Origin of the sequence: Pseudarthrobacter sp. R1 (assembly GCF_024494415.1) — a bacterium.
In the GTDB taxonomy this organism is placed as follows: domain Bacteria; phylum Actinomycetota; class Actinomycetes; order Actinomycetales; family Micrococcaceae; genus Arthrobacter.
Window position 1 is genome coordinate 411,292 of the sequence record NZ_JAMKFI010000007.1, and the last position, 21,765, is coordinate 433,056.

The following is a 21,765-nucleotide window of genomic DNA, read 5'->3' on the forward strand; positions in this document are numbered from 1 at the left end:
TGTGCAAGGCAGCCGGGGGAAAGAAACTGCTGAACGTCGACTCTGCAGATTGGGCAACAGGTGGATATCACCTTCATGGTGGCGCTGGTCATCGCACTGGCACTATTTTTCGACTTCACGAACGGCTTCCATGACACTGCGAATGCCATGGCTACGCCCATCGCAACCGGTGCCATCAAGCCGAAGACCGCGGTAACCCTCGCGGCCGTGTTGAATCTGGTGGGCGCCTTCCTGTCCACGGAAGTGGCCAAAACGGTCTCCGGCGGCATCATCCGTGAAGGTTCCGAAGGCGTGCAGATCACGCCGGACATCATCTTCGCCGGTCTTATGGGAGCAATCCTGTGGAACATGATCACCTGGCTGAAAGGCCTGCCGTCGAGTTCCTCACACGCCCTGTTCGGCGGCCTGATCGGCGCAGCCATTGCCGGCATCGGTTTCAATTCCATCAATCTTGAGGGCCTCATGCAGAAGGTCATCCTGCCTGCGATCTTTGCACCGCTCATCGCCGGCATCGTTGCCTACATCTGCACCCGCCTCGCCTACGCCCTGACGTCACGGCACGATCCCGAAACCGGCAGCAAGCTCACGCAGAAGCGCGGCGGCTTCCGGACCGGCCAGATCTTCACATCCAGCCTGGTTGCACTTGCCCACGGCACCAATGATGCCCAGAAGACCATGGGTATCATCACCCTCGTCCTGATCGCGGCCGGCACGCAGGCTCCGGGGTCCGGCCCGCAGTTCTGGGTGATCGCCGCCTGTGCCTTTGCCATTGCCATTGGCACTTACGCCGGCGGCTGGCGCATCATCCGCACCATGGGCGCCGGGCTCACGGAAGTTAAGCCTGCGCAGGGTTTCGCCGCCGAGACCAGCACGGCGTCGGCCATCCTCGCCTCCTCGCACCTCGGCTTCGCACTCTCAACCACCCAGGTGGCGTCCGGTTCCGTCATCGGCTCCGGCATGGGCCGCAGGGGAACCAGTGTCCGCTGGAGCATGGTGGGCAAGATCGCACTGGGCTGGCTCTTCACCCTTCCCGCAGCCGGCATCGTGGGGGCACTGACCGCGCTGCTGGTGAAAACCGGCGTGGTGGGGGTCCTTATCGCGGCCGTCGCCGGTACTGCCGCAGTTCTCTTTATGTTCTTCTACTCACGCAAGTCCGCCGTCGGCCACCACAACGCCATCGAGGTGGAGGAAGCCGGCCAGGCCGTGCGCTTTGCCAAAAAGAAGGCGATGGCCCGGGCGCGCGCCAAGGCCAAGGCCCACTCGAAGGCCAACGCCGAAGCGGACACCAATGCTGGGGCTAAGACCAGCGCCGAGGCCAACACCAGCGCCGAGGCTGATACCGAAGCTGAAGCCATGACGACGAAAGATACGCAACGATGAAGTGGTTGGAACTGCTGACCGTGGCCGGAGCCACCCTGGCAGCCGCAGTGACCGTCGTGGTTCTCTACTCGCTGGGCGTTCGGCTGACGGCAATTGCCGGCGACGTGCAGCAGGCCTCGCCGGGGGTGAAGCGGTCCCTTGCCTATGTGTGCTTCGGGCTATGTGGATTGGCCGTGCTGTTTGGCCTGTACCTGATCATTCCGTACTTCTCCGGGTAACGTCCGGTACCCGAAGGAAGAGCAGCCGGGGCGCCGTTGGCGTGACGGCGGGGGATGGCTAGGTGTATTGACCACGGACGTTAGGAACATGCGGCGTGGTTAGGTGACAAAAAGAAGACCTCCAAGTGGAGTGGGGCTTGTCTAGAGTCCGAACCACAAGGAGGTCTTCAATGTCCCATGCTAACGATCAGAGACCGAGCGTGTTGCCGCTTTCGCCGACTGGCTCCATCACTACAATCATCATCGAGGCCACACCTCACTCAAAGGTCAGCCACCGGCCAGCCGCGTCACCAACCTCTCAGGTCAATACAGCTAGGCTGGGGCCATGTCCCGGATTCAGTATTATGTAGCCGCGTCCCTTGACGGTTTTATCGCCACGTCCACAGATGATCTGGGCTGGCTCCTGCAGTTCGATGGTTTTGAGGGCGGCAAGGAAAGCTACGAGACGTTCATGGCAGGCGTTGGCTGCATCGTTATGGGCGGCGGGACGTATGCCTGGCTGATGGAGCATGAGCCCGCAAGCTGGCCCTATCCTGAGACCCCCTGCTACGTCTTCACCCGGCATGAGTACACCGCACCTGCCGGGGCGGACATCACGTTTATTCGCGGGAGTGTCAGTGAGTTCATCGCCGACTTCAAGGCAGACGCCGGAGGCAGGAACGTCTGGGTGGTGGGCGGCGGAGACCTCGCGGCGCAGTTTGCCGACGCCGGCCTCCTGGATGAGCTCATCCTCTCCGTCATTCCCGTTGTGCTTGGAGACGGCAAGCGGCTGCTCCCATTGGCAGGCCCGACGCCGCCACTTGAGTTGACTGCCTCCCGCGCCATGGGCAGGGGGATCGTCGAGCTGCGGTACCTCCTGAAGACGAAACCCGGGGATTAACGACTATTCGTTATCGCGGATCAAGTTGGTGATGCGGGCGGTGGACAGTCGCCGCCCTTGCCCATCCGTCATCACGATCTCGTGTGTCGCAAGAGTCCGGCCGAGGTGGATCGCGGAGCAGGTTCCCGTAACAGTGCCTGCCGCGATGGACCGGTGATGGGTGGCGCTGACTTCGATGCCCACTGCGTGTCGTCCCGGTCCTGCATGCATGCCCGCAGAGAAGGATCCAAGCGTTTCGGCCAGCACCACGTGGGCGCCGCCGTGCAGGATTCCGGCCACTTGGGTGTTTCCCTCCACCGGCATGGTGGCCACTGTCCGCTCGGGGCTCATCTCCAGGAAGCGGATCCCCATCTTCACCACCAACGCGCCTATCCCGAATTGGCCCAGCCAGCCGTGCAGGTGCTCCGGGACCCCGGCGGCGGTGAGCTCGTCGGCGAAGGGGCCGGGCGTGAAATTGTCCATCATGGCAACTAGGCTGGCACCTGTGAGTGAAACAACCAAACCGGCCCCTTTCCCGTCCAACGTCCTGCAGGAGGACAACGCCCCACAAGGCTCAACCGCCCTTGAGGACGCTGCTGTTCAGGACACGGTGCCGGGCCAGGCCGGTGGATCGGTTTCGGCCACTGCCGCCCCTGTGGTTCCCATCACCGGCCAGCCGCGGCTGCTGGTGCTGGACGGCCACTCCATGGCCTTCCGCGCCTTCTTCGCCCTCCCTGCGGACAAGTTCTCCACTGCGAACGGGCAGCACACCAACGCCATTCACGGTTTCACCTCGATGCTGATCAACCTCATCAAGGAGCAGCAGCCCACCCACATCGCCGTGGCTTTCGACGTCTCGGATGAGTCCACCCACCGCAAGGCCGAGTACAGCGAATACAAGGGCGGCCGGAACGAGACTCCCCGCGAGATGAACAACCAGATCGACCTCATTGGCCAGGTGATGGAGGCCTGGGGCATCAAGACCATCAAAATGCCCGGCTACGAGGCAGACGACATCCTTGCCACCCTTGCCGCCATGGGCGAGAAGGCCGGCTTCGAGGTGCTGCTGGTCTCCGGTGACCGGGACGCCTTCCAGCTGATCACGGACAACGTTTTTGTCCTCTACCCGAAGAAGGGCGTCAGCGACATTCCCAAGATGGACGCCGCCGCGATCGAGGCCAAGTTCTTCGTCAGCCCGGCCCGCTACTCCGACCTCGCCGCGCTGGTGGGGGAGACGGCCGACAACCTTCCGGGCGTGCCTGGCGTCGGGCCTAAGACGGCTGCCAAGTGGATCAACCTCTACGGCGGGCTGGAGGGCGTCCTGGAGAACCTGGATTCCATCGGCGGGAAGGTGGGCGACGCGCTGCGCGAGAACGTGGAAGCCGTCAAGCGCAACCGCCGCCTGAACCAGCTGCACACGGACCTGGAACTTCCCGTCACGCTGGATGAGCTGTACGAGCCCCGCCCGGACCAGGCAGCCCTTGAGGACCTGTTCGACCAGCTCGAATTCAAGGCCATCCGCGGCCGGCTCTTCGCCCTGTACGGCGACGACAACACTCCGGCGCCCGAGCGTGCGAGCATCGAGACTCCCGAGTTCAGCACGCCGTCCGGCGCTGCGGAGCTTGCTGAGTTCCTGACGGCGGCCGCGGGCCAGCGCTGCGCCCTCGCCGTCGACCTGGTGCCGGGACGGATCGGGGAGGACGCTGCCGGGCTGGCCATCGTCTGCGACGGCGCCGCTGCGTACATCGACCTCGCCGCCCAGGATGCCGAGGCGGAAAACGTCCTGGCCGCCTGGTTGCGCGAACCCGAAGCTCCGAAGGTGATGCACGGGTTCAAGGCTGCACTCAAAGCCCTGACCTCCCGCGGACTGGAACTTGAGGGCGTGGTGGACGATACGTCAATCTCCGGCTACCTCATCCAGCCGGACCGCCGCACCTACGAACTCGCCGAACTGGCGCAGCACCACCTCAACGTCGGGATCCCCGCCGCCACCGCCAAAGCCGGCCAGCTGGAGCTGTCCTTCGACGGCGACGACGAAGCAGCCGCCGGCGCACTCGTGCAGGCGGCCGCCGTCGTCCTTGAACTGAGCCGCTACTTCGAGGCGGAACTGAAGGAGCGCCGCGCCGAGGAACTGCTGTCCACCCTGGAACTTCCCGTCAGCCGCGTCCTGGCCGACATGGAACTCGCCGGCATCGGAATCGACATGGGCCGCATGGACGAACAGCTCGCCGACCTCGCCAGGGTCATCGACACTGCCCAGGAGCAGGCCTTCGCAGCTATCGGCCACGAGGTTAACCTCGGATCACCCAAGCAGCTGCAGACCGTGCTGTTTGAGGAACTCCAGCTGCCGAAGACCAAAAAAATCAAGTCCGGCTACACCACCGATGCCGCGTCACTGAAGAACCTCCTGGACAAAACCGGCCACGAGTTCCTGGTCCAGCTCATGGCCCACCGGGAAGCCGCCAAGCTGCGCCAGATGCTGGAGTCGCTGAAGAAGTCAGTGGCCGAGGACGGCCGCATCCACACCACCTACGCCCAGAACGTTGCGGCAACGGGCCGGATTTCCTCCAACAATCCCAACCTGCAGAACATCCCCATCCGCAGCGAGGAAGGACGCCGCGTCCGTGGAATCTTTGTGGTCAGCGACGGCTATGAGTGTTTGCTGTCCGCGGACTACTCCCAGATCGAGATGCGCATCATGGCGCACCTGTCCGGCGATGCCGGCCTCATCCAGGCGTACAAGGACGGGGAGGACCTGCACCGGTTCGTGGGTTCCAACATCTTCCACGTGCCCACCGAGGAAGTTACCAGTGCCATGCGCTCAAAGGTGAAGGCCATGTCCTACGGGCTGGCCTACGGCCTCACCTCCTTCGGCCTGTCCAAGCAGCTGGAAATCTCCGTGGACGAGGCCCGCACTCTGATGAAGGACTATTTCGACCGGTTCGGCGCCGTCCGGGACTACCTCCGCGGCGTGGTGGACCAGGCCCGCGTGGACGGCTATACGGCAACCATCGAGGGGCGGCGCCGGTACCTTCCGGACTTGACCAGCACAGACCGGCAGCTCCGCGAGAACGCGGAACGGATCGCCCTCAACAGCCCCATCCAGGGCTCGGCAGCGGACATCATTAAACGCGCCATGCTCGGCGTCCACGCCGAACTCCGGTCGCAGGGCCTGAAATCGCGGATGCTCCTGCAGGTCCACGACGAACTGGTCCTTGAAGTCGCCGCGGGGGAGCGGGCAGCGGTGGAAAAGCTCGTCACCGAGCAGATGGCAGCGGCGGCGGACCTCACTGTCCCGCTGGAGGTCCAGATCGGTGTTGGTCCCAGCTGGTATGACGCCGGGCACTAGGACAACTACGCATATGGCTGACCTGAGCGGGAACTATGAGATCCGTCGCTTCGGCGCGGTGTCAGAAGGCAATGACGGCTATGCCGAGGCGGAGACCTGGGCCAGGGCGGTGGCCTTCGGATTCCACGAGTCCACCCGGACGCCCGAGCACGTGGCGAAGTCCCTAGCCACCTACGAAACGGACGGCCGGGTCTTAACAGGCGTGTACCAAACGGGCCAGGTCGCGGCACATTCGCTGCCCGCCGACGTACCGGTGGCCACCTTTGCCACCTTCCGCAAGAGCCTGAACATCGGTTTTGGCCGGACCCTTGAAACCCGGCTGGTCACCTCAGTGACCGTGCGGACCTCGCACCGCCGCCGCGGGCTGCTGCGCCGGATGATGAGCGAGGACCTGCACCTAGCCAAGGAAGACGGGCTCGCGATGGCCGCCCTCACTGCCTCCGAGGGAACCATCTACGGGCGCTTCGGCTACGGTGTGGCCAGCTTCGAGCGGACGGTGAAGGTGGATACCACTGCCCGGTTCAGCCTGGGGCACCAACCCACGGGCAGCGTGGAGGTGGCAGATCCCAAGGCCCTGCTGCAGCTCGCGCCCGAGGTCTTTGACCAGGTCCACCAGCTCACCCCCGGATCCCTCGGACGGCAGGAGTGGTACCGGCAGTTCGCCTCGGGATCACTCGGCCGCGACGGCAAGGAGGACCCCGCCGTCAAGGTGGCCCTGCACTACTCGGCCGACGGAGCCGTGGACGGCTACGTCTCCTACAAGTTCCTCGGCTGGGACACCGAACCGTACACGGTGGAAGTGGTGGACCTGGTGGCCGCCGGCAACGACGCCTACCTGGAGCTCTGGCAGTTCCTGGGCGCCATCGATCTCGTGGAGCGGGTTTCCTGGGACGAGGCGCCGATTGATGACCCGCTGGCATGGGCACTCAGCGATCCCCGCTGCATCGACTCCTCGGATAGCCGGGACATGCTGTGGCTCCGCATCCTGGACGCCGGCAAGGCACTGGAGGCCAGGCACTACCCGGCGGACGGCCGGCTGGTCTTCGAAGTCCATGACTCCCTGGGCCTCGCGGCAGGAACCTTTGCCCTCGCTGTGGATGGCGGCAAGGCCGCCGTCGAACGCCTGCCGGAAACCGCGGAAGCGGACCTGGCGCTGGACGTCTCGGCCCTTTCCTCCATCTACCTGGGCGCCGTCTGCCCCGTCACGCTGACTGCAGCAGGGCGGATCCGGGAGAAGACGGCCGGCGCCGCGCTGAAGGCCCGGCAAATGTTCGCCGTCGAGCGGGCACCACACTGCCTCACGCACTTCTGACCCGTACACCTGGAAGCAGGGGGCCGCTTTGACCCGTGTTACGGGCAGCGACTAGAATGAACGGGCGTGTGTTACGTGTGCGCAGCTTTGGTTCGCACTTGAACGCCACGCAATCAGGATGACCCGGCAATCCGCCGCGCTCCGCCTCCAGGTCAGTACCCGGAAGTGGTGGTCGCCTGACCAACTAACTATCCACAACGGAGCCCCTACTACATGACCATCACCTCCACCGAGAAGCCCGGTACCCCCGTAGTCGCCATTAACGACATCGGTACCGCTGAGGACTTCCTCGCAGCAGTCGACGCCACCATCAAGTACTTCAACGACGGAGACCTCGTCGAAGGTACCGTCGTCAAGGTCGACCGCGATGAAGTCCTGCTCGACATCGGTTACAAGACCGAAGGTGTCATCCCCTCCCGCGAGCTGTCCATCAAGCACGACGTTGATCCCGGAGACGTCGTCTCCGTTGGCGATCAGGTCGAAGCACTGGTGCTCACCAAGGAAGACAAAGAAGGCCGCCTGATCCTCTCCAAGAAGCGCGCTCAGTACGAGCGTGCCTGGGGCGACATCGAGAAGGTCAAGGAAGAAGACGGTGTTGTCACCGGTACCGTCATCGAGGTCGTCAAGGGTGGTCTTATCCTCGACATCGGCCTGCGCGGCTTCCTGCCCGCATCCCTCGTCGAGATGCGCCGTGTGCGCGACCTGGCTCCGTACATCGGCCAGCAGATCGAAGCCAAGATCATCGAGCTGGACAAGAACCGCAACAACGTGGTCCTGTCCCGCCGTGCATGGCTCGAGCAGACCCAGTCCGAGGTCCGCTCCACCTTCCTCAACAAGCTGGAAAAGGGCCAGGTCCGTCCCGGCGTCGTTTCCTCCATCGTCAACTTCGGTGCCTTCGTGGACCTGGGCGGCGTAGACGGCCTGGTTCACGTTTCCGAGCTGTCCTGGAAGCACATCGACCACCCGTCCGAGGTTGTCGAGGTTGGCCAGGAAGTCACCGTCGAGGTTCTCGAGGTGGACCTGGACCGCGAGCGTGTTTCCCTGTCGCTCAAGGCTACGCAGGAAGATCCGTGGCAGACCTTCGCCCGCACCCACGCCCTCGGCCAGGTTGTTCCGGGTAAGGTCACCAAGCTCGTTCCGTTCGGTGCGTTCGTTCGCGTCGAAGACGGCATCGAAGGCCTGGTCCACATCTCCGAGCTGGCCGTGCGCCACGTGGAGCTGGCAGAGCAGGTTGTCTCCGTTGGTGACGAGCTGTTCGTCAAGGTCATCGACATCGACCTCGAGCGCCGCCGCATCTCCCTCTCCCTCAAGCAGGCCAACGAGGGTGTCGACGCCGACAGCACCGAATTCGATCCTGCTCTGTACGGCATGGCCGCAGAGTACGACGAAGAGGGCAACTACAAGTACCCCGAGGGCTTCGATCCCGAGTCCAACGAGTGGCTTGAAGGCTACGAGAACCAGCGCGCCGCCTGGGAGCAGCAGTACGCTGACGCCCAGACCCGCTGGGAAGCCCACAAGAAGCAGGTTGCCCAGCACGCTGCTGACGACGCTGCTGCCGCAACGTCCGGTGACAGCGATTCCGGCACCACCAGCTACTCCTCGGAGCCTGCTGCTGAGTCCAACGCCGGTGCGGGTACGCTTGCATCCGACGAAGCCCTCGCCGCTCTGCGCGAGAAGCTGACCGGCAACTAATTGCCACCGGCCCGGACTTTCCGGGCCAACGCAACGGACCCCCTTCCCACAAGGCAGGGGGTCTGTTGCTTTAACGGAACTGATGTGCAGCCGTGCTTATGGGCAACCAAGCACCTAAAGTACGACGACGGCGCTCACCGTCCCGTCGTCGTCGGGCGTCAGGACTGCCCCGGCGGAGGCAAGGACGCGCTGGGCGCCGAGGTTTCCCGTGAGGGTCCGGGCGGTAACCTCGGAGATGCCGGCGTTACGGGCCACGTCGAGGACCAGGCGCAGGGCGGCGGTTCCGATGCCCCGGGACCGAAAGCTCCTGCCGAGCCAGATGCCGGTGTCCGCAGCAGCCACGCCGTTGCCGGAGTCAACGCGGCGGAGGCGGATGGAACCGGCAAGGCTGCCGTCAACCAGAATGCCCCACGACTTTTCCCCGGCATCTCCGTCGAGGCCGTGGGCGGCGGCGCGGTGATAACTGTAGAACCACGCCGTGCGCTCCAGGTTCCAGCCCGGGCCGCCCAGCGGGGGCGCCACTTCGTCCGGGGAGGCGTCGCGCTTGGCGAGTTCCAGGAGCTGCTCCAGCACTGCTTCATCCACGTCCACCAGTGACACGTCAGGGGAAGGGGACATCCACCCACTCCGTTCCTTCGGGCTGGAGTACGGCACTGCCCGCGGTGAGTGACTGAAGGCGCTCCGCGGCGGCCGAAATTTCACCGGGCTCGTCCGGCAGCGCCAGCCGCAGGACAGTGTGCTGCACGCCGTAGCTGGTTTCCGCCATCGCGAAACCAGCGGCCCGCAGGTCGTTTTCCAGCCGTCCGGCAGCAGCATGCGGCACTTCCGCAGAGCAGATCCGCAACCTGCTGCGGCGCACCATGGGCGCCAGGGAAAGCGCAGAGGACACTGATTCCGAATACGCCCGTACCAGTCCGCCCGCTCCCAGGAGGATCCCGCCGAAGTAACGCACGACGACGGCGCTCACGTCGCTGAGGTCGGCCAGTCCGGGCGAGGTTTCCCTTTTAGCCAGGGCCTCAAGCATGGGGATGCCGGCCGTACCGGAGGGTTCGCCGTCGTCGCTGGAGCGCTGGATGTCCCGGTCGGGCCCGAGAAGGAAGGCCGAGCAGTGGTGCCGGGCGTCGTGGAACTCGCGGCGGAGGCCGGCCACCAGGTCCCTCGCGGCTTCCTCGCTGTCCGCCCGGCGCAGCACAGTGATGAACCTGGAGCGTTTGATCTCGATCTCGTGGCGGAAGTCCGGACCGGACGCCAGGGTGGTGTAGGTGGTGGTCCTGCTGTCTGGCTCGTGCATCCGCCCCAGTCTAGTTGCGGCATCGGCCGCGGCCCATGAGGGAAGGGGCGGCAAGGGAATAGTGTGGTGGAGTGCTGAAGATCGGTTTGACGGGCGGGATCGCCTCAGGAAAGTCAGTGGTCGCCTCCCGGCTAAGGGAACGCGGAGCAGTGCTGGTGGATGCCGACGCGCTGGCACGGGAGGTGGTGGAACCCGGGACGGAAGGCCTGCAGCGGATCGTGGCTGAGTTCGGCGACGAGGTCCTGGGCGCTGACGGCCGGCTGGACCGGCCAAAACTCGGTGCCCTGGTGTTTGGGGATTCTGCGCGCCTCGCGACGCTGAACGGGATCGTCCACCCGCTGGTCCGTGCCCGCGCCGCGGCCATGGTCGAAGCGGCTGCCGTGGATGCCGTGGTGGTGCAGGACATCCCGTTGCTCGTGGAAACCGGCCAGGGCAGTAATTTCCACCTCGTCCTGGTTGTGGATGCACCTGACGACGTGCGGGTGCAGCGGATGCTTGACCAGCGGGGCATGACCCGGGAGGCCGCCCAATCACGCATGAATGCCCAGGCGAGCCGGGAAGATCGTTTGGCTGCAGCCGACGTCGTCCTCGACAATTCGGGCAGCCTGGAGGACCTGGCGAAGCAGGTGGACGAACTCTGGGACGGGCGGTTGGTACCTTTTGCCCGGAACCTGGCTGCCGGGAGGCGCGCGGCGAGGAATGGCGGGCCTGTCGTGGAACCGTACCGGGAGGAGTGGGCGAAGCAGGCGGCCAGGATCGCGGCAAGGCTGACGACGGCGGCGCCTGCACTCATCCTGGCAGTGGACCACATCGGCTCAACGTCCGTCCCCGGGCTGGCCGCGAAGGACGTTATCGACCTGCAGGTTGCGGTGTCCGGCCTGGATGCTGCTGACACTGCTGTGCCACTGCTGGCGGAAGCCGGTTTCCCCCTGGTGCCAGGCGCCGGGTCCGATACGCCCAAACCGACAGACCCGGATCCCCGGCAGTGGCAAAAACGGTTCCACGCCAACGCCGACCCCGCCCGGCCGGTCAATATCCACGTCCGCGTTGCCGGTTCGCCTGGCTGGCGTTACGCCCTGATGTTCCGGGACTGGTTGCGGGATGACCCGGCGGCGCTCCGGCTGTACGCAGCGCACAAGGCAGACCTTGCCGGGCGTTTTGCGGGCTCGGCCACCACCAGGGCGTATGCCGAGGCCAAGGAGCCGTGGTTCACGGATGTTGCGTGGCCGCGAATGTCCGCCTGGGCGGAGGAAACCGGGTGGACCCCGCCGTCGTACCCATCCTGAGGCCGGTCCAATGATCTGGCGGCTGTTCGCCCGTAACGGACGTGCCCTCCCAGTGTCGGTGCCCCACGGTAAATTAGATTCATGAGCCTTGCGCAGGAGATCAACCGTGTTGTAGCCCCCTTCGAGGTCATCAGCGAGTTCAAGCCTGCCGGGGACCAGCCAGCCGCAATTGCGGAGCTGACGGAGCGGATCAAGAACGGCGAGAAGGACGTAGTGCTGCTCGGCGCCACCGGTACCGGCAAAAGCGCTACCACGGCGTGGCTGATCGAACAGGTCCAGCGGCCCACCCTGGTGATGGTCCAGAACAAGACCCTCGCGGCGCAGTTAGCCAACGAATTCCGTGAGCTCCTGCCCAACAACGCGGTGGAGTACTTCGTTTCGTATTACGACTACTACCAGCCGGAAGCCTACGTACCGCAGACGGACACCTTCATCGAGAAGGACTCCTCCGTGAATGAGGAAGTGGAGCGGCTGCGGCACTCCGCAACCAACGCCCTGCTGACCCGGCGGGACGTCATCGTGGTGGCCACGGTCTCCTGCATCTACGGCCTGGGCACCCCGGAAGAATACATCGCCGGCATGGTCACCCTCCGCAGGGGCCAGGAGATGAACCGGGACGCGCTCCTGCGGAAATTCGTTTCCATGCAGTACACCCGCAATGACATGGACTTCCACCGCGGCACCTTCCGGGTGCGCGGCGATACGGTCGAGATCATCCCGATGTATGAGGAACTGGCCCTGCGGATCGAGTTCTTCGGCGACGAAGTGGAGAACATCTACACGCTGCATCCGGTGACGGGCGAAGTGATCCGCGAGGAAACCGAGATGTACGTTTTCCCCGCGTCGCACTACGTGGCCGGACCGGAACGGATGACCCGCGCCATCAAGGCCATCGAGGATGAGCTCGCCGAACGGCTGGCCGTGCTGGAGGGGCAGAACAAGCTGGTGGAAGCGCAGCGCCTCCGCATGCGCACCACCTACGACCTCGAGATGATGCAGCAGATGGGCTTCTGCAATGGCATCGAAAACTACTCGCGCCACATCGACGGCCGCGGCGGCGGCACCGCTCCGCACTGCCTTATCGACTACTTCCCGGACGACTTCCTGCTGGTGGTGGACGAATCTCACGTGACCATCCCACAAATCGGCGCCATGTACGAAGGGGATATGTCCCGCAAGCGGACCCTGGTGGACCACGGCTTCCGGTTGCCGTCCGCCATGGACAACCGGCCCCTGAAGTGGGACGAGTTCCTGGAACGCATCGGCCAGACCGTCTACCTTTCCGCCACACCCGGCAAATACGAGCTGGGCAAAGCGGACGGGACTGTCCAGCAGATCATCCGGCCCACCGGCCTGATCGACCCCGAAGTCATCGTCAAGCCCACCAAGGGGCAGATCGACGATCTCCTCGGCGAAATCAGGACCCGGGTGGAAAAGGATGAGCGTGTCCTTGTCACCACCCTCACCAAGCGCATGGCCGAGGACCTCACGGACTACCTTTTGGGCCACGGCATCAAAGTGGAGTACCTGCACTCCGACGTCGATACGCTGCGCCGGGTGGAGTTGCTGCGTGAACTGCGGATGGGCAGTTTCGACGTGCTGGTGGGCATCAACCTGCTCCGTGAAGGCCTGGACCTTCCGGAAGTCTCCCTGGTCAGCATCTTGGACGCGGACAAGGAAGGCTTCCTGCGGTCCTCCACGTCCCTGATCCAGACCATCGGCCGTGCTGCACGAAACGTGTCCGGCCAGGTGCACATGTATGCCGACCGGATCACGGACTCCATGGCGCACGCCATCGAGGAAACCAACCGGCGCCGTGCCATCCAGGTGGCCTACAACACCGAAAACGGCGTGGACCCGCAGCCGCTGCGGAAAAAGATCGCCGACATCACCGACCAACTTGCCCGGGAAGATGCCGACACCCAGGAGCTGCTCAAAAACAACCGCCTGGCCAAGGGCGGCAAACGGAAGGCCGCTGCAAAGGGTGCCGCCCAGGTGCGCTCCGACGGCCTCGCCGCCGCACCGGCAGAGGACCTGGTGGGCCTGATCGAACAGCTGACGGAACAGATGCACGGGGCCGCTGCCGAGCTGCAGTTCGAGGTGGCAGCGCGGATCAGGGACGAAGTCAGCGAGCTGAAAAAGGAACTGCGCCAGATGCGGGCCGCCGGGCACGCCTGACGCAAACGCCATCAATGACGTGACTGGGTACCGGCCTGGGGTACAGTTAATGCCACGTAGGGGAGTATCCCGAGCGCTACGATCGTCAACACGCAGGGCATGGTTGCCCCGCCGGGCGTAGCGGGCCGCCGCATCAGCACCAAGTGCACAGGCAGGCCGGAGAGACTTACACTGCATCTCTGTACCCTGCGAAAGGCTACCCTGTGCTCGAATTGCCCGTTTGGTTCGAGGTCGGCTCCCTTGTCGTCCTCGGCCTGATCCTCCTGATCGACCTTCTCCTCGTGGTGCGCCGCCCCCACGAACCTTCCATGAAGGAAGCCGGACTGTGGGTGGCGTTCTACGTCAGCCTGGCACTGTTGTTCGCCGGCGCCATGTTCGCCTTCACCGGCCCTGAATACGGCGGGCAGTTCGTCGCCGGCTGGGTGACGGAATACAGCCTCAGCATCGACAACCTGTTTGTCTTCATCATCATCATGGCCAGGTTCTCCGTACCCCGGAAGTACCAGCAGGAAGTGCTGATGGTGGGCATCATCATCGCCCTGATCCTGCGCGGCATCTTCATCCTGCTCGGCGCCATCGTGATCGAACAGTTCAGCTGGGTGTTCTACATCTTCGGCGCCTTCCTGCTCTGGACCGCCTGGAAGCAGGCCCAGGACGAAGGCGAAGACGAAGAAGACCGGGAGAACCCGCTGATCGCCAAGATCCGCAAGGTCATCCCCATGTCCGAGAAGTTCGACGGCGGCAAGCTGCGCACCACGGTGGACGGCAAGAGGGTCTTCACCCCGATGCTGATCGTGTTCATCACCATCGGCCTCACGGACCTGCTCTTCGCCGTTGATTCCATCCCCGCAATCTTCGGCCTGACCCAGAGCCCGTTCATCGTCTTCACGGCGAACCTGTTCGCCCTGATGGGCCTGCGCCAGCTGTACTTCCTGCTGGGTGGCCTGATGAACCGCCTGATCTACCTGAAGCACGCACTGTCCTTCATCCTGGCGTTCATCGGCGTCAAGCTGGTCCTGCACGCAATGCACGTCAACGAACTGCCGTTCATCAACGGCGGCCAGAACATCGAATGGGCTCCCGAGATCCCCACCTTTGTGTCCCTGGCGGTCATCGTTGGCACCATCATCATCGCAGTGGTTGCCAGCCTGCTCAGCTCCAAGGCGAAGGAAACCCACCTGGATCCGCGCCTCGAAGAAGACGTACGCAAGAGCCACAGCGACGTCGACTAGTCACTGCCGCCCCTGCTTCACCCCACGATCCCGGCCGCTGGCGAGCGGCCGGGATCGTGGCTTTAAATTTGACCCCTGTGGGAGCCCGGCGCCGAGGACTAAGCTCTGATCATGGCCGGCACTTTGATGACGGAAAGCGGAGTGCGCCAGGTGCAACGCCGCACCGTGGTGCTGCTGAGTGCAGCCCAGGTTTTTGGCGGGATCGGAACCGGGGCCACCGTTTCCATTGGTTCCATCCTGGCCGTCGAGCTCTCAGGATCAAGCGCGTGGGCGGGTGCCGTCGCTACGGTAATGACGTTGGGCGCCGCACTGGCTGCCTTGCCCCTTGCGTCCCTGGCTGACCGCCGCGGACGCCGGATCGGCCAGGTGGCCGGACTCTCGGCCGCACTGCTGGGCACCCTGCTGATGGTGCTGTCCATTGTTTGGGGCGTCTTCTTCCTGCTGGTGCTTGGTGCGGCCGGTATCGGAGTTGGTACTGCCGCAAGCCTGCAGGCGCGGTTTGCCGCCGTAGACCTCGCAGACGCCGAACACCGGGGACGGTCGCTGTCCACGGTGGTCTGGGCAGTGACAGTCGGCGCGGTGGCCGGGCCCAACCTGATCCAGCCCGGCACCGTGGTGGGCGAGGCGCTCGGCCTGCCGCCCGTCGCTGGTCCGTTCGTGATCTCCGGGGCCGGGCTCCTCGTGGCCACCGTGCTGCTCTTCACCGGCCTGAGGCCCGACCCCCTGCTGCTCGCACGCAGCCTCGCAGCCGCGGCGGCTCCCGCCCAAGCAGTCTCTCCAGTTCCGGGGAGTACCCAGGCCGAAACTTTGCGCGTCCCGGCCCCTTCAATCCGGCCAGGCGGGTCCCTGGCCCGGGGGATGCGGGCCATCCGCAGTTCCCGGATGGCACTGCTCGCCGTGTCCGCAGTCGTCGCGGCCCACGCCGTCATGGTGGGTGTTATGTCCATGACGCCGCTGCACCTGCAGCACCTCGTCGAAGGGCCGGCAGCGTCAGATGCCGGCCACACGGCGTCGGGCGATGTGCTGGTGATCATCGGATTCACCATCTCGCTGCATATCGCGGGTATGTTTGCGCTGTCACCGGTGATGGGCTGGCTGACCGACAAGGCAGGCAGGACCGAAACCATCATGATCGGCTTCGGCCTGCTGATCACCGCCGTCGCCGTTGCCGGCTTCGGCCAGGACTCCACCGTCGCAGTGGCCGTGGGGCTGGTGCTGCTGGGCCTGGGCTGGTCCGCGTCCACTATCTCCGGCTCCACGCTCCTGGCTGAGAGCGTCGGCCAGGACTCCCGTGTGGTGGTCCAAGGTGTTTCGGACATGCTCATGGGGATCGCCGGCGCACTTGGCGGCGCCATGTCCGGCCTGGTGCTGAGCCAGGCCGGCTACCTGGGGCTGAACATGGCAGGAGCCCTGGTGGGAGTGGCCGTATTGGCCGCGGCAGCGGTAACGGTTATGGCGCGCCGCCGGGGGACGCTGGTGCCCTAGCTAAGGCGCAAACGTCAGGTGCCGGCGCGCGCCATGCCCAGCAGGCGGGCAAAGATCCCCTCACCGTCATCGGCGATTCCGTCGTGATGGAAGTCCCTCGACTCCCACACCTGCAATCCGTGGACGGCCGACGCCGTCTCCAGGGACAGGTTCCGGTCCACGTAAATGTCATCCGAGTACACGGCCGCGGCTACGGGAACAGTGTTGGCGGCCAGTTGATTGACGTCGTAGAGGGGTTTCCAGTCCGGCTTCGCTGCCAGCAGCCCTGCCACTTCACGCAGGGGCCGCAGCGCGGGGTCCTGGTCGAAGTACCACGGGTACACCATTTCGCCGGTGAGCAGCAGCGGATCCGCGTCCGGCCCGAACTCCGGAAACTCACGCAGTACCCGCCAGGCAGACCAGTCAGTGGCCCCGCCCTGCCCGTAGATGGACTCATGCATCAGGGCATACAACGGGTTGGAGCGGCGGGACACGATCCCCTGCATCTGTTCCAGGAAAGGATCCGAAAGCCTGCTGCCCCCGGCCGACTCGATGAACGCATCCTCCAGCAGGTAGTGCAGGCTGTCCACCCTGGTGTTGCCGCCCAGGAACGCCCCCGCCATCTGGAAGCGCTCCACGCTGAGGTGGCTGCCGTCGGGCAGGAACTCCGGGGTGCTCCGCAGATGGCGCGCAACCCGTTCAACCGTGGCCCGGTCCTCGGGGTACCAGCCGAAGTATTCCGCGTTCCGCGCAGCCACGCGCTTGAAGGTGGCACGGTATACGTCGTCAGCGGAGCCGGTCAGCGGGGCAAGCCCACCGGTGATGAGCACCTCACGAAGGCCTTCGGAGGCAAACGAGAGGTAGGTGAGCGCGCAGAAGCCGCCATAGCTCTGCCCGTAGATGCTCCAGGGACCCGAGCCCAGTGCACCCCGGATCAGTTCGGCGTCGGCCACAATCGAATCAGCGCGGAAGTGCTCCAGGAAGGCGGCCTGCTGTTGCGCCGTGCCGCGCTGGGGCAGGGTGTTACGGTCAAGGGGAGTGGACAGCCCGGTGCCGCGCTGGTCCAGCATCAGGATCCGGAAGTCCTTTGCGGCGGCCTTGCTCCAGCCGCCCAGCGAACCGAACCTGTTGCCGCGGCCGCCCGGACCGCCCTGCAGGAACAGCAGCCACGGCAGCTCCGCGGCTTCCTCCTCGCTGTGTGAGGCCGAAACGTATTCGCGGGCGAATACCGTGATGGTTTCCGGATCGGGGGAGGAGGCGAAATGGTCCAATGGCACCGTAAAGAAGTGTTCAACCGTTCGCATGCCGCGGAATTCATGCCGGGCCCGAACCTCGTGCCGCACCTGCCTGCGCGTAGCGGCCACCTCGACGTCAGCCATTGGCGGTGGCCTGCACAGCGCTGCCGAACTGCTCAGCGCCGCCGAACTGCCCAGCGCTGCCGAACTGCCCAGCGCTGCCGAACTGCTCGAGGGCCTGGCCGGTGAGGCGGAAGGTGGACCAGCCGTCCATGGGACGGGCGCCCAGGCGGCGGTAGAAGTTGATGGACGGCTCGTTCCAGTCCAGCACGCTCCACTCCACCCTCGCGTAGCCGTTCTCGACGGCGATGCCGGCCAGGTGCTGCAGCAGCGCCTTCCCGTGCCCCTCGCCCCGCGCCTCCGGGCTGACGTAGAGGTCCTCCAGGTAGATCCCGTGGACACCTTCCCACGTTGAGTAGTTCAGGAACCACAGGGCAAAGCCGCGGACGTCGCCGTGATCGTTCTCAGCCATGGCCGCAAAGACCCGCGGGTTCTCGCCGAAGAGAACGTGCTGCAGCATCTCAGGGGTGTTGCGGACTGCGTCCGGTTCCTTCTCATAGTGCGCCAGTTCATGGATCATGCGGAGGATCGCGGGGACGTCGTGCGGGGTTGCAGGGCGGATTACACTCATTGTTCGAGCTTACCGCCGGACCGTGCCGCCGCTGTCAGCCCACCTCCCAAAGCGGGGCGGCGGGGACTGTCAGAGCCGGTTCACGTCCGTCACGCGCACCACGGCGGTTCCGGTTTCATCCGAGGCTTCCAGGTCCACCTCGGCGGAGATTCCCCAGTCGTGGTTCCGGGCTGGGTCGTCAAAGATCTGCCGGACCTTCCACACTCGGGGCTCCTCGGTGATGATGAGCAGTCCGGGGCCGCGGGCGTCCAGGCCCGTGCCGATGTCGTCGTGTTCGTCGAAGTAGTCGTCCAGGACGTCTTCCCAGCGGTCGGCGTCCCAGCCTGCACCGCCGTCCAGTTCCCCCAGGGCTGCGGCGTCCTCATCCGCGAACAGCTCCACCCGCCGGAACATCTCATTGCGGACCATCACCCGGAAGGCGCGGATGTTGGAGGTGAGCGACGGCGGCGGAGGCGGCGGTGCATCATGCGGGGTGGGGGCCGCGCCCGAGGTCAGTTCCTCCCACTCGTCCAGCAGGCTGGAGTCAACCTGGCGGACCAGTTCACCCAGCCACGCGTTGAGGTCTTCCAGGTCTTCCCGCAGCATGTCCTGCGGCACTGTCTGCCGCAGGGCCTTGAAGGTATCCGCCAGGTATCGCAGGACGATGCCTTCCGAGCGGGCCAGGCCGTAGAACTGCACGAACTCGCCGAAGTTCATGGCACGCTCGTACATGTCCCGCACCACGGATTTTGGCGCCAGCTCGAAATCGCCCACCCACGGAGCGGCCTTGCGGTACACCTCGAAGGCTTCGCTCAGGATCCCGGCCAGGGGCTGCGGGTACGTCACTTCCTCCAGCATCGCCATGCGCTGGTCGTACTCGATGCCGTCCGCCTTCATGGCCGCTATTGCTTCACCCCGGGCCTTTTTCTGCTGGGCGGACAGGATCTGGCGCGGCTTTTCCAGCGTCGCCTCGATCACGGACACCACATCCAGGGCGTACGACGGCGACTCCGGGTCAAGGAGCTCCAGCGCGGCCAGTGCGAAGGGGGACAGCGGCTGGTTCAGTGCGAAGTTGGGCTGCAGGTGGACGGTAAGGCGGACAGTACGGCCGTCGGGCCCCTGCTGTTCGGGCGGGATGCGCTCCACCACCTCGGCGGCCAGCAGCTCACGATAGATGCCCAGGGCCTTCTTCATGAGCTGCAGCTGCGAGGACCGGGACTCGTGGTTTTCGGTCAGGAGGCGGCGGGCTGCGGCAAAGGGGTCGCCGGGCCGTTCCATCAGGTTCATCAGCATGGCGTGCGTCACGGTGAAGCTGGAAGTGAGCGGTTCCGGCACCGATTCGACCAGCCGCTTGAATGTAGGTTCGCCCCAGGACACAAAGCCCTCCGGCGGCTTTTTCTTCACCACCTGGCGCAGCTTCTTCTGGTCGTCTCCGAACTTGGCGGTGGCCTTGGCCATCGCCTTGACGTTCTCCGTGACATGCTCGGGGGCCTGGACCACCACGGTCCCGGCGGTGTCGTAACCTGCCCGGCCGGCCCTGCCGGCAATCTGGTGGAACTCACGCGGGTTGAGCAATCTGGTGCGGACGCCGTCGTACTTGCTCAGGGCGGTCAGGAGCACGGTCCGGATGGGCACGTTGATGCCCACGCCCAGGGTGTCCGTGCCGCAGATAACTTTCAGGAGGCCTGCCTGCGCCAGCTGTTCCACCAGCCGGCGGTATTTCGGCAGCATGCCCGCGTGGTGCACACCGATGCCGTGGCGTACCAGGCGGTTGAGCGTCTTGCCGAAACCGGCGGCGAAACGGAAGTTGGCGATCAGCTCGGCGATCCTGTCCTTCTCCTCGCGCGTGCAGACGTTGATGCTCATCAGCGTCTGCGCGCGGTCGATCGCCTCGATCTGGCTGAAGTGCACCACATACACCGGCACCTGCTTCGTGGAGAGCAGTTCCTCGAGCGTCTCGTGGACAGGGGTCTCGTGGTAGTAGTAATGCAGCGGAATGGGCCGCTCCGCCGAGCTCACCGTGGTGGTGGGCCGTCCGGTCAGGTCGGTCAGTCCTTCTTCAAACCTGCTGACGTCCCCCAGGGTGGCGGACATCAGGAGGAATTGTGCCTGGGGGAGCTCCAGCAGCGGCACCTGCCATGCCCAGCCGCGCTGAGGGTCCGAGTAGAAGTGGAACTCGTCCATGATCACCGAGCCCAGCTCCGCTGCAGCCCCTTCGCGGAGCGCCGTGTTGGCCAGGATCTCGGCCGTACAACAGATGATGGGGGCGTCCTGGTTGACACCGGAATCGCCGGTGATCATGCCCACGTTCTCGGCACCGAAAATCTCGCAGAGGGCAAAAAACTTTTCCGAAACCAGCGCCTTGATCGGCGCCGTGTAATAGCTGCGCCGGCCCTGGGCCATGGCCTGGAAGTGGGCGGCAATGGCCACAAGGGACTTTCCGGAACCGGTGGGAGTGGCCAGGATGACGTTGGCCCCCGTAGCCAGCTCCATAATTGCTTCGTCCTGCGCGGGGTACAACTCCAGTCCCCGGCTTTCCGTCCACTCAACGAACCGGGTGTACAGGGCGTCAGGATCGGCGGCGGAAGCGGGCAGGTCCCGGGCGGGCAGAAGGGGCAGCTGGTCAACGAGTTTCATTGATTTCCAGCTTAGTGCCCTGACGAGGCCGGTAATCCGCCACCTGAAGGGTTAGGCTTCGGCGTACCTGCAGCACCAGAACGTGGAGACAGATGACATGAAATGGGATCCGGCAAAATACGTCCAGTTCGGCGATCACCGGGATCGGCCGTTCTTCGACCTGACGGGCAGGGTGGACGCCGAGTCGCCGGCGCAGGTAGTTGACCTGGGATGCGGGCCGGGAAACCTCACAGCCACCCTCGCCGAGCGCTGGCCTGAAGCCGACGTCGTCGGGCTGGATTCCTCGGCCGAGATGCTGGCCAAAGCCGAGTCCGTTGCCCAGGGAACGCCCTCGCTGCGGTTTGCGCTCATGGACATAACTGAGTGGATGCCATCCGCGGAAACCGGGGTAGTGGTAAGCAATGCGGCCCTGCAGTGGGTTCCCGGCCACCAGGACATGATGCGTTCCTGGCTGGCGGCGCTCCGTCCGGGCTCATGGTTTGCCATGCAGGTTCCAGGAAACTTCAACGCACCGTCCCACGCACTGATGAGGGAGCTCGCCGGGTCCTCCCGGTGGGCGCCCAAGCTCCGGGGGGTGCTGCGGGGCGGCGAGTCGGTGGGTGAACCCGCGGACTACCTTCGCATACTGCTTGACGCCGGCTTCGCGGCGGACGCCTGGGAGACCACTTACCAGCAGGTGCTGCCCGGCCCGGATCCGGTCCTGGAGTGGGTCCGGGGTACCGCCTTGCGGCCCGTCCTGGCGGTTCTGCCGGCGGAGGAGGGCGCCGACTTCGAGGCCGAATATGCCGCAGCCCTTCGGAAGGCGTACCCGGCTGGCCCGCACGGTACCGTCTTTCCCTTCCGAAGGATTTTCGCAGTTGGGCGCAGGAACGGTTGAGGACCGTCCATTCGCTGGATGTTCTCTACAAAGGCGTCATGGCGTGTGACACACCGCGTAAGTGATGTGGCTTACAATTGCGGGA

The 21,765-nt window shown here is 65.0% G+C and carries 17 protein-coding genes and 1 pseudogene; 12 read left to right on the forward strand and 6 right to left on the reverse strand.

Annotation, left to right across the window (positions count from 1 at the left end; genetic code table 11):
- Positions 1–60 precede the first annotated feature (60 nt).
- The 4 genes and pseudogenes from M8J71_RS09740 (at position 61) to M8J71_RS09755 (ending at position 2,478) form a co-directional block, all read left to right on the forward strand.
- Complete coding sequence (locus tag M8J71_RS09740; protein ID WP_308292954.1) at positions 61–1,380, forward strand: inorganic phosphate transporter; 1,320 nt, start codon at positions 61–63, stop codon at positions 1,378–1,380.
- Positions 1,377–1,598, forward strand: a complete 222-nt coding sequence (locus M8J71_RS09745; protein ID WP_256247702.1) for a hypothetical protein — start codon at positions 1,377–1,379, stop codon at positions 1,596–1,598. Before M8J71_RS09740 ends, M8J71_RS09745 begins: the two co-directional genes overlap by 4 nt.
- Positions 1,599–1,809: 211 nt before the next feature.
- A pseudogene (locus tag M8J71_RS09750) lies at positions 1,810–1,914 on the forward strand (IS481 family transposase); the annotation flags it as partial.
- Positions 1,915–1,923: 9 nt separating this feature from the next.
- Positions 1,924–2,478 (forward strand): dihydrofolate reductase family protein, encoded by a 555-nt coding sequence (locus M8J71_RS09755; RefSeq protein ID WP_256247703.1) that lies wholly within the window; start codon positions 1,924–1,926, stop codon positions 2,476–2,478.
- 3 nt (positions 2,479–2,481) lie between these two features.
- Here M8J71_RS09755 and M8J71_RS09760 read toward each other — a convergent pair whose 3' ends face one another.
- Entirely contained in the window at positions 2,482–2,943 is a 462-nt protein-coding gene (locus tag M8J71_RS09760; RefSeq protein ID WP_256247704.1) for a hotdog fold thioesterase, read from the reverse strand.
- Positions 2,944–3,163: 220 nt separating this feature from the next.
- Here M8J71_RS09760 and polA point away from each other — a divergent pair, with 220 nt between their 5' ends.
- The 3 genes from polA (at position 3,164) to rpsA (ending at position 8,810) form a co-directional block, all read left to right on the forward strand.
- Entirely contained in the window at positions 3,164–5,806 is a 2,643-nt protein-coding gene (gene polA, locus M8J71_RS09765; RefSeq protein WP_374114834.1) for a DNA polymerase I, read from the forward strand.
- Between the two features lie 13 nt (positions 5,807–5,819).
- Positions 5,820–7,118 carry a GNAT family N-acetyltransferase gene (locus M8J71_RS09770; RefSeq protein WP_256247707.1) on the forward strand — a complete coding sequence of 433 codons (1,299 nt, stop codon included), beginning with the start codon at positions 5,820–5,822 and terminating at the stop codon, positions 7,116–7,118.
- 213 nt (positions 7,119–7,331) lie between these two features.
- A complete protein-coding gene (gene rpsA / locus M8J71_RS09775) occupies positions 7,332–8,810 on the forward strand; it encodes a 30S ribosomal protein S1 (protein WP_013600871.1) in 1,479 nt (492 codons plus the stop codon).
- Between the two features lie 114 nt (positions 8,811–8,924).
- Here rpsA and M8J71_RS09780 read toward each other — a convergent pair whose 3' ends face one another.
- Positions 8,925–9,428 carry a GNAT family N-acetyltransferase gene (locus M8J71_RS09780; RefSeq protein WP_256247708.1) on the reverse strand — a complete coding sequence of 168 codons (504 nt, stop codon included), beginning with the start codon at positions 9,426–9,428 and terminating at the stop codon, positions 8,925–8,927.
- Positions 9,412–10,101, reverse strand: coding sequence for an IMPACT family protein (locus tag M8J71_RS09785; protein WP_256247710.1), 690 nt, complete (start codon positions 10,099–10,101; stop codon positions 9,412–9,414). The genes M8J71_RS09780 and M8J71_RS09785 overlap by 17 nt, the downstream gene beginning before the upstream one ends.
- Positions 10,102–10,172: 71 nt before the next feature.
- Between M8J71_RS09785 and coaE the strand changes: the two genes are divergently transcribed.
- From coaE to M8J71_RS09805, 4 genes are all read left to right on the forward strand, one after another.
- A complete protein-coding gene (coaE, locus tag M8J71_RS09790) occupies positions 10,173–11,387 on the forward strand; it encodes a dephospho-CoA kinase (protein WP_256247711.1) in 1,215 nt (404 codons plus the stop codon).
- An 81-nt stretch (positions 11,388–11,468) separates the two neighbouring features.
- Positions 11,469–13,565, forward strand: a complete 2,097-nt coding sequence (gene uvrB / locus M8J71_RS09795) for an excinuclease ABC subunit UvrB (RefSeq protein ID WP_256247713.1) — start codon at positions 11,469–11,471, stop codon at positions 13,563–13,565.
- 203 nt (positions 13,566–13,768) lie between these two features.
- A complete protein-coding gene (locus tag M8J71_RS09800) occupies positions 13,769–14,797 on the forward strand; it encodes a TerC family protein (protein WP_256247714.1) in 1,029 nt (342 codons plus the stop codon).
- Positions 14,798–14,908: 111 nt separating this feature from the next.
- Positions 14,909–16,282, forward strand: coding sequence for an MFS transporter (locus tag M8J71_RS09805; RefSeq protein WP_256247715.1), 1,374 nt, complete (start codon positions 14,909–14,911; stop codon positions 16,280–16,282).
- A gap of 14 nt (positions 16,283–16,296) precedes the next feature.
- On the opposite strand, the gene M8J71_RS09810 is transcribed toward M8J71_RS09805, so the two are convergent.
- From M8J71_RS09810 to M8J71_RS09820, 3 genes are all read right to left on the reverse strand, one after another.
- Entirely contained in the window at positions 16,297–17,640 is a 1,344-nt protein-coding gene (locus tag M8J71_RS09810) for an alpha/beta fold hydrolase (RefSeq protein ID WP_256247717.1), read from the reverse strand.
- Positions 17,633–18,187, reverse strand: coding sequence for a GNAT family N-acetyltransferase (locus M8J71_RS09815; RefSeq protein WP_256247718.1), 555 nt, complete (start codon positions 18,185–18,187; stop codon positions 17,633–17,635). The genes M8J71_RS09810 and M8J71_RS09815 overlap by 8 nt, the downstream gene beginning before the upstream one ends.
- A gap of 69 nt (positions 18,188–18,256) precedes the next feature.
- Positions 18,257–20,803: a DEAD/DEAH box helicase gene (locus M8J71_RS09820; protein WP_256247719.1), complete on the reverse strand. Its 2,547-nt coding sequence runs from the start codon at positions 20,801–20,803 to the stop codon at positions 18,257–18,259.
- Between the two features lie 97 nt (positions 20,804–20,900).
- On the opposite strand from M8J71_RS09820, the gene M8J71_RS09825 reads away from it, so the two are divergent.
- Positions 20,901–21,680, forward strand: a complete 780-nt coding sequence (locus tag M8J71_RS09825; RefSeq protein ID WP_256247720.1) for a trans-aconitate 2-methyltransferase — start codon at positions 20,901–20,903, stop codon at positions 21,678–21,680.
- Positions 21,681–21,765: the final 85 nt, after the last annotated feature.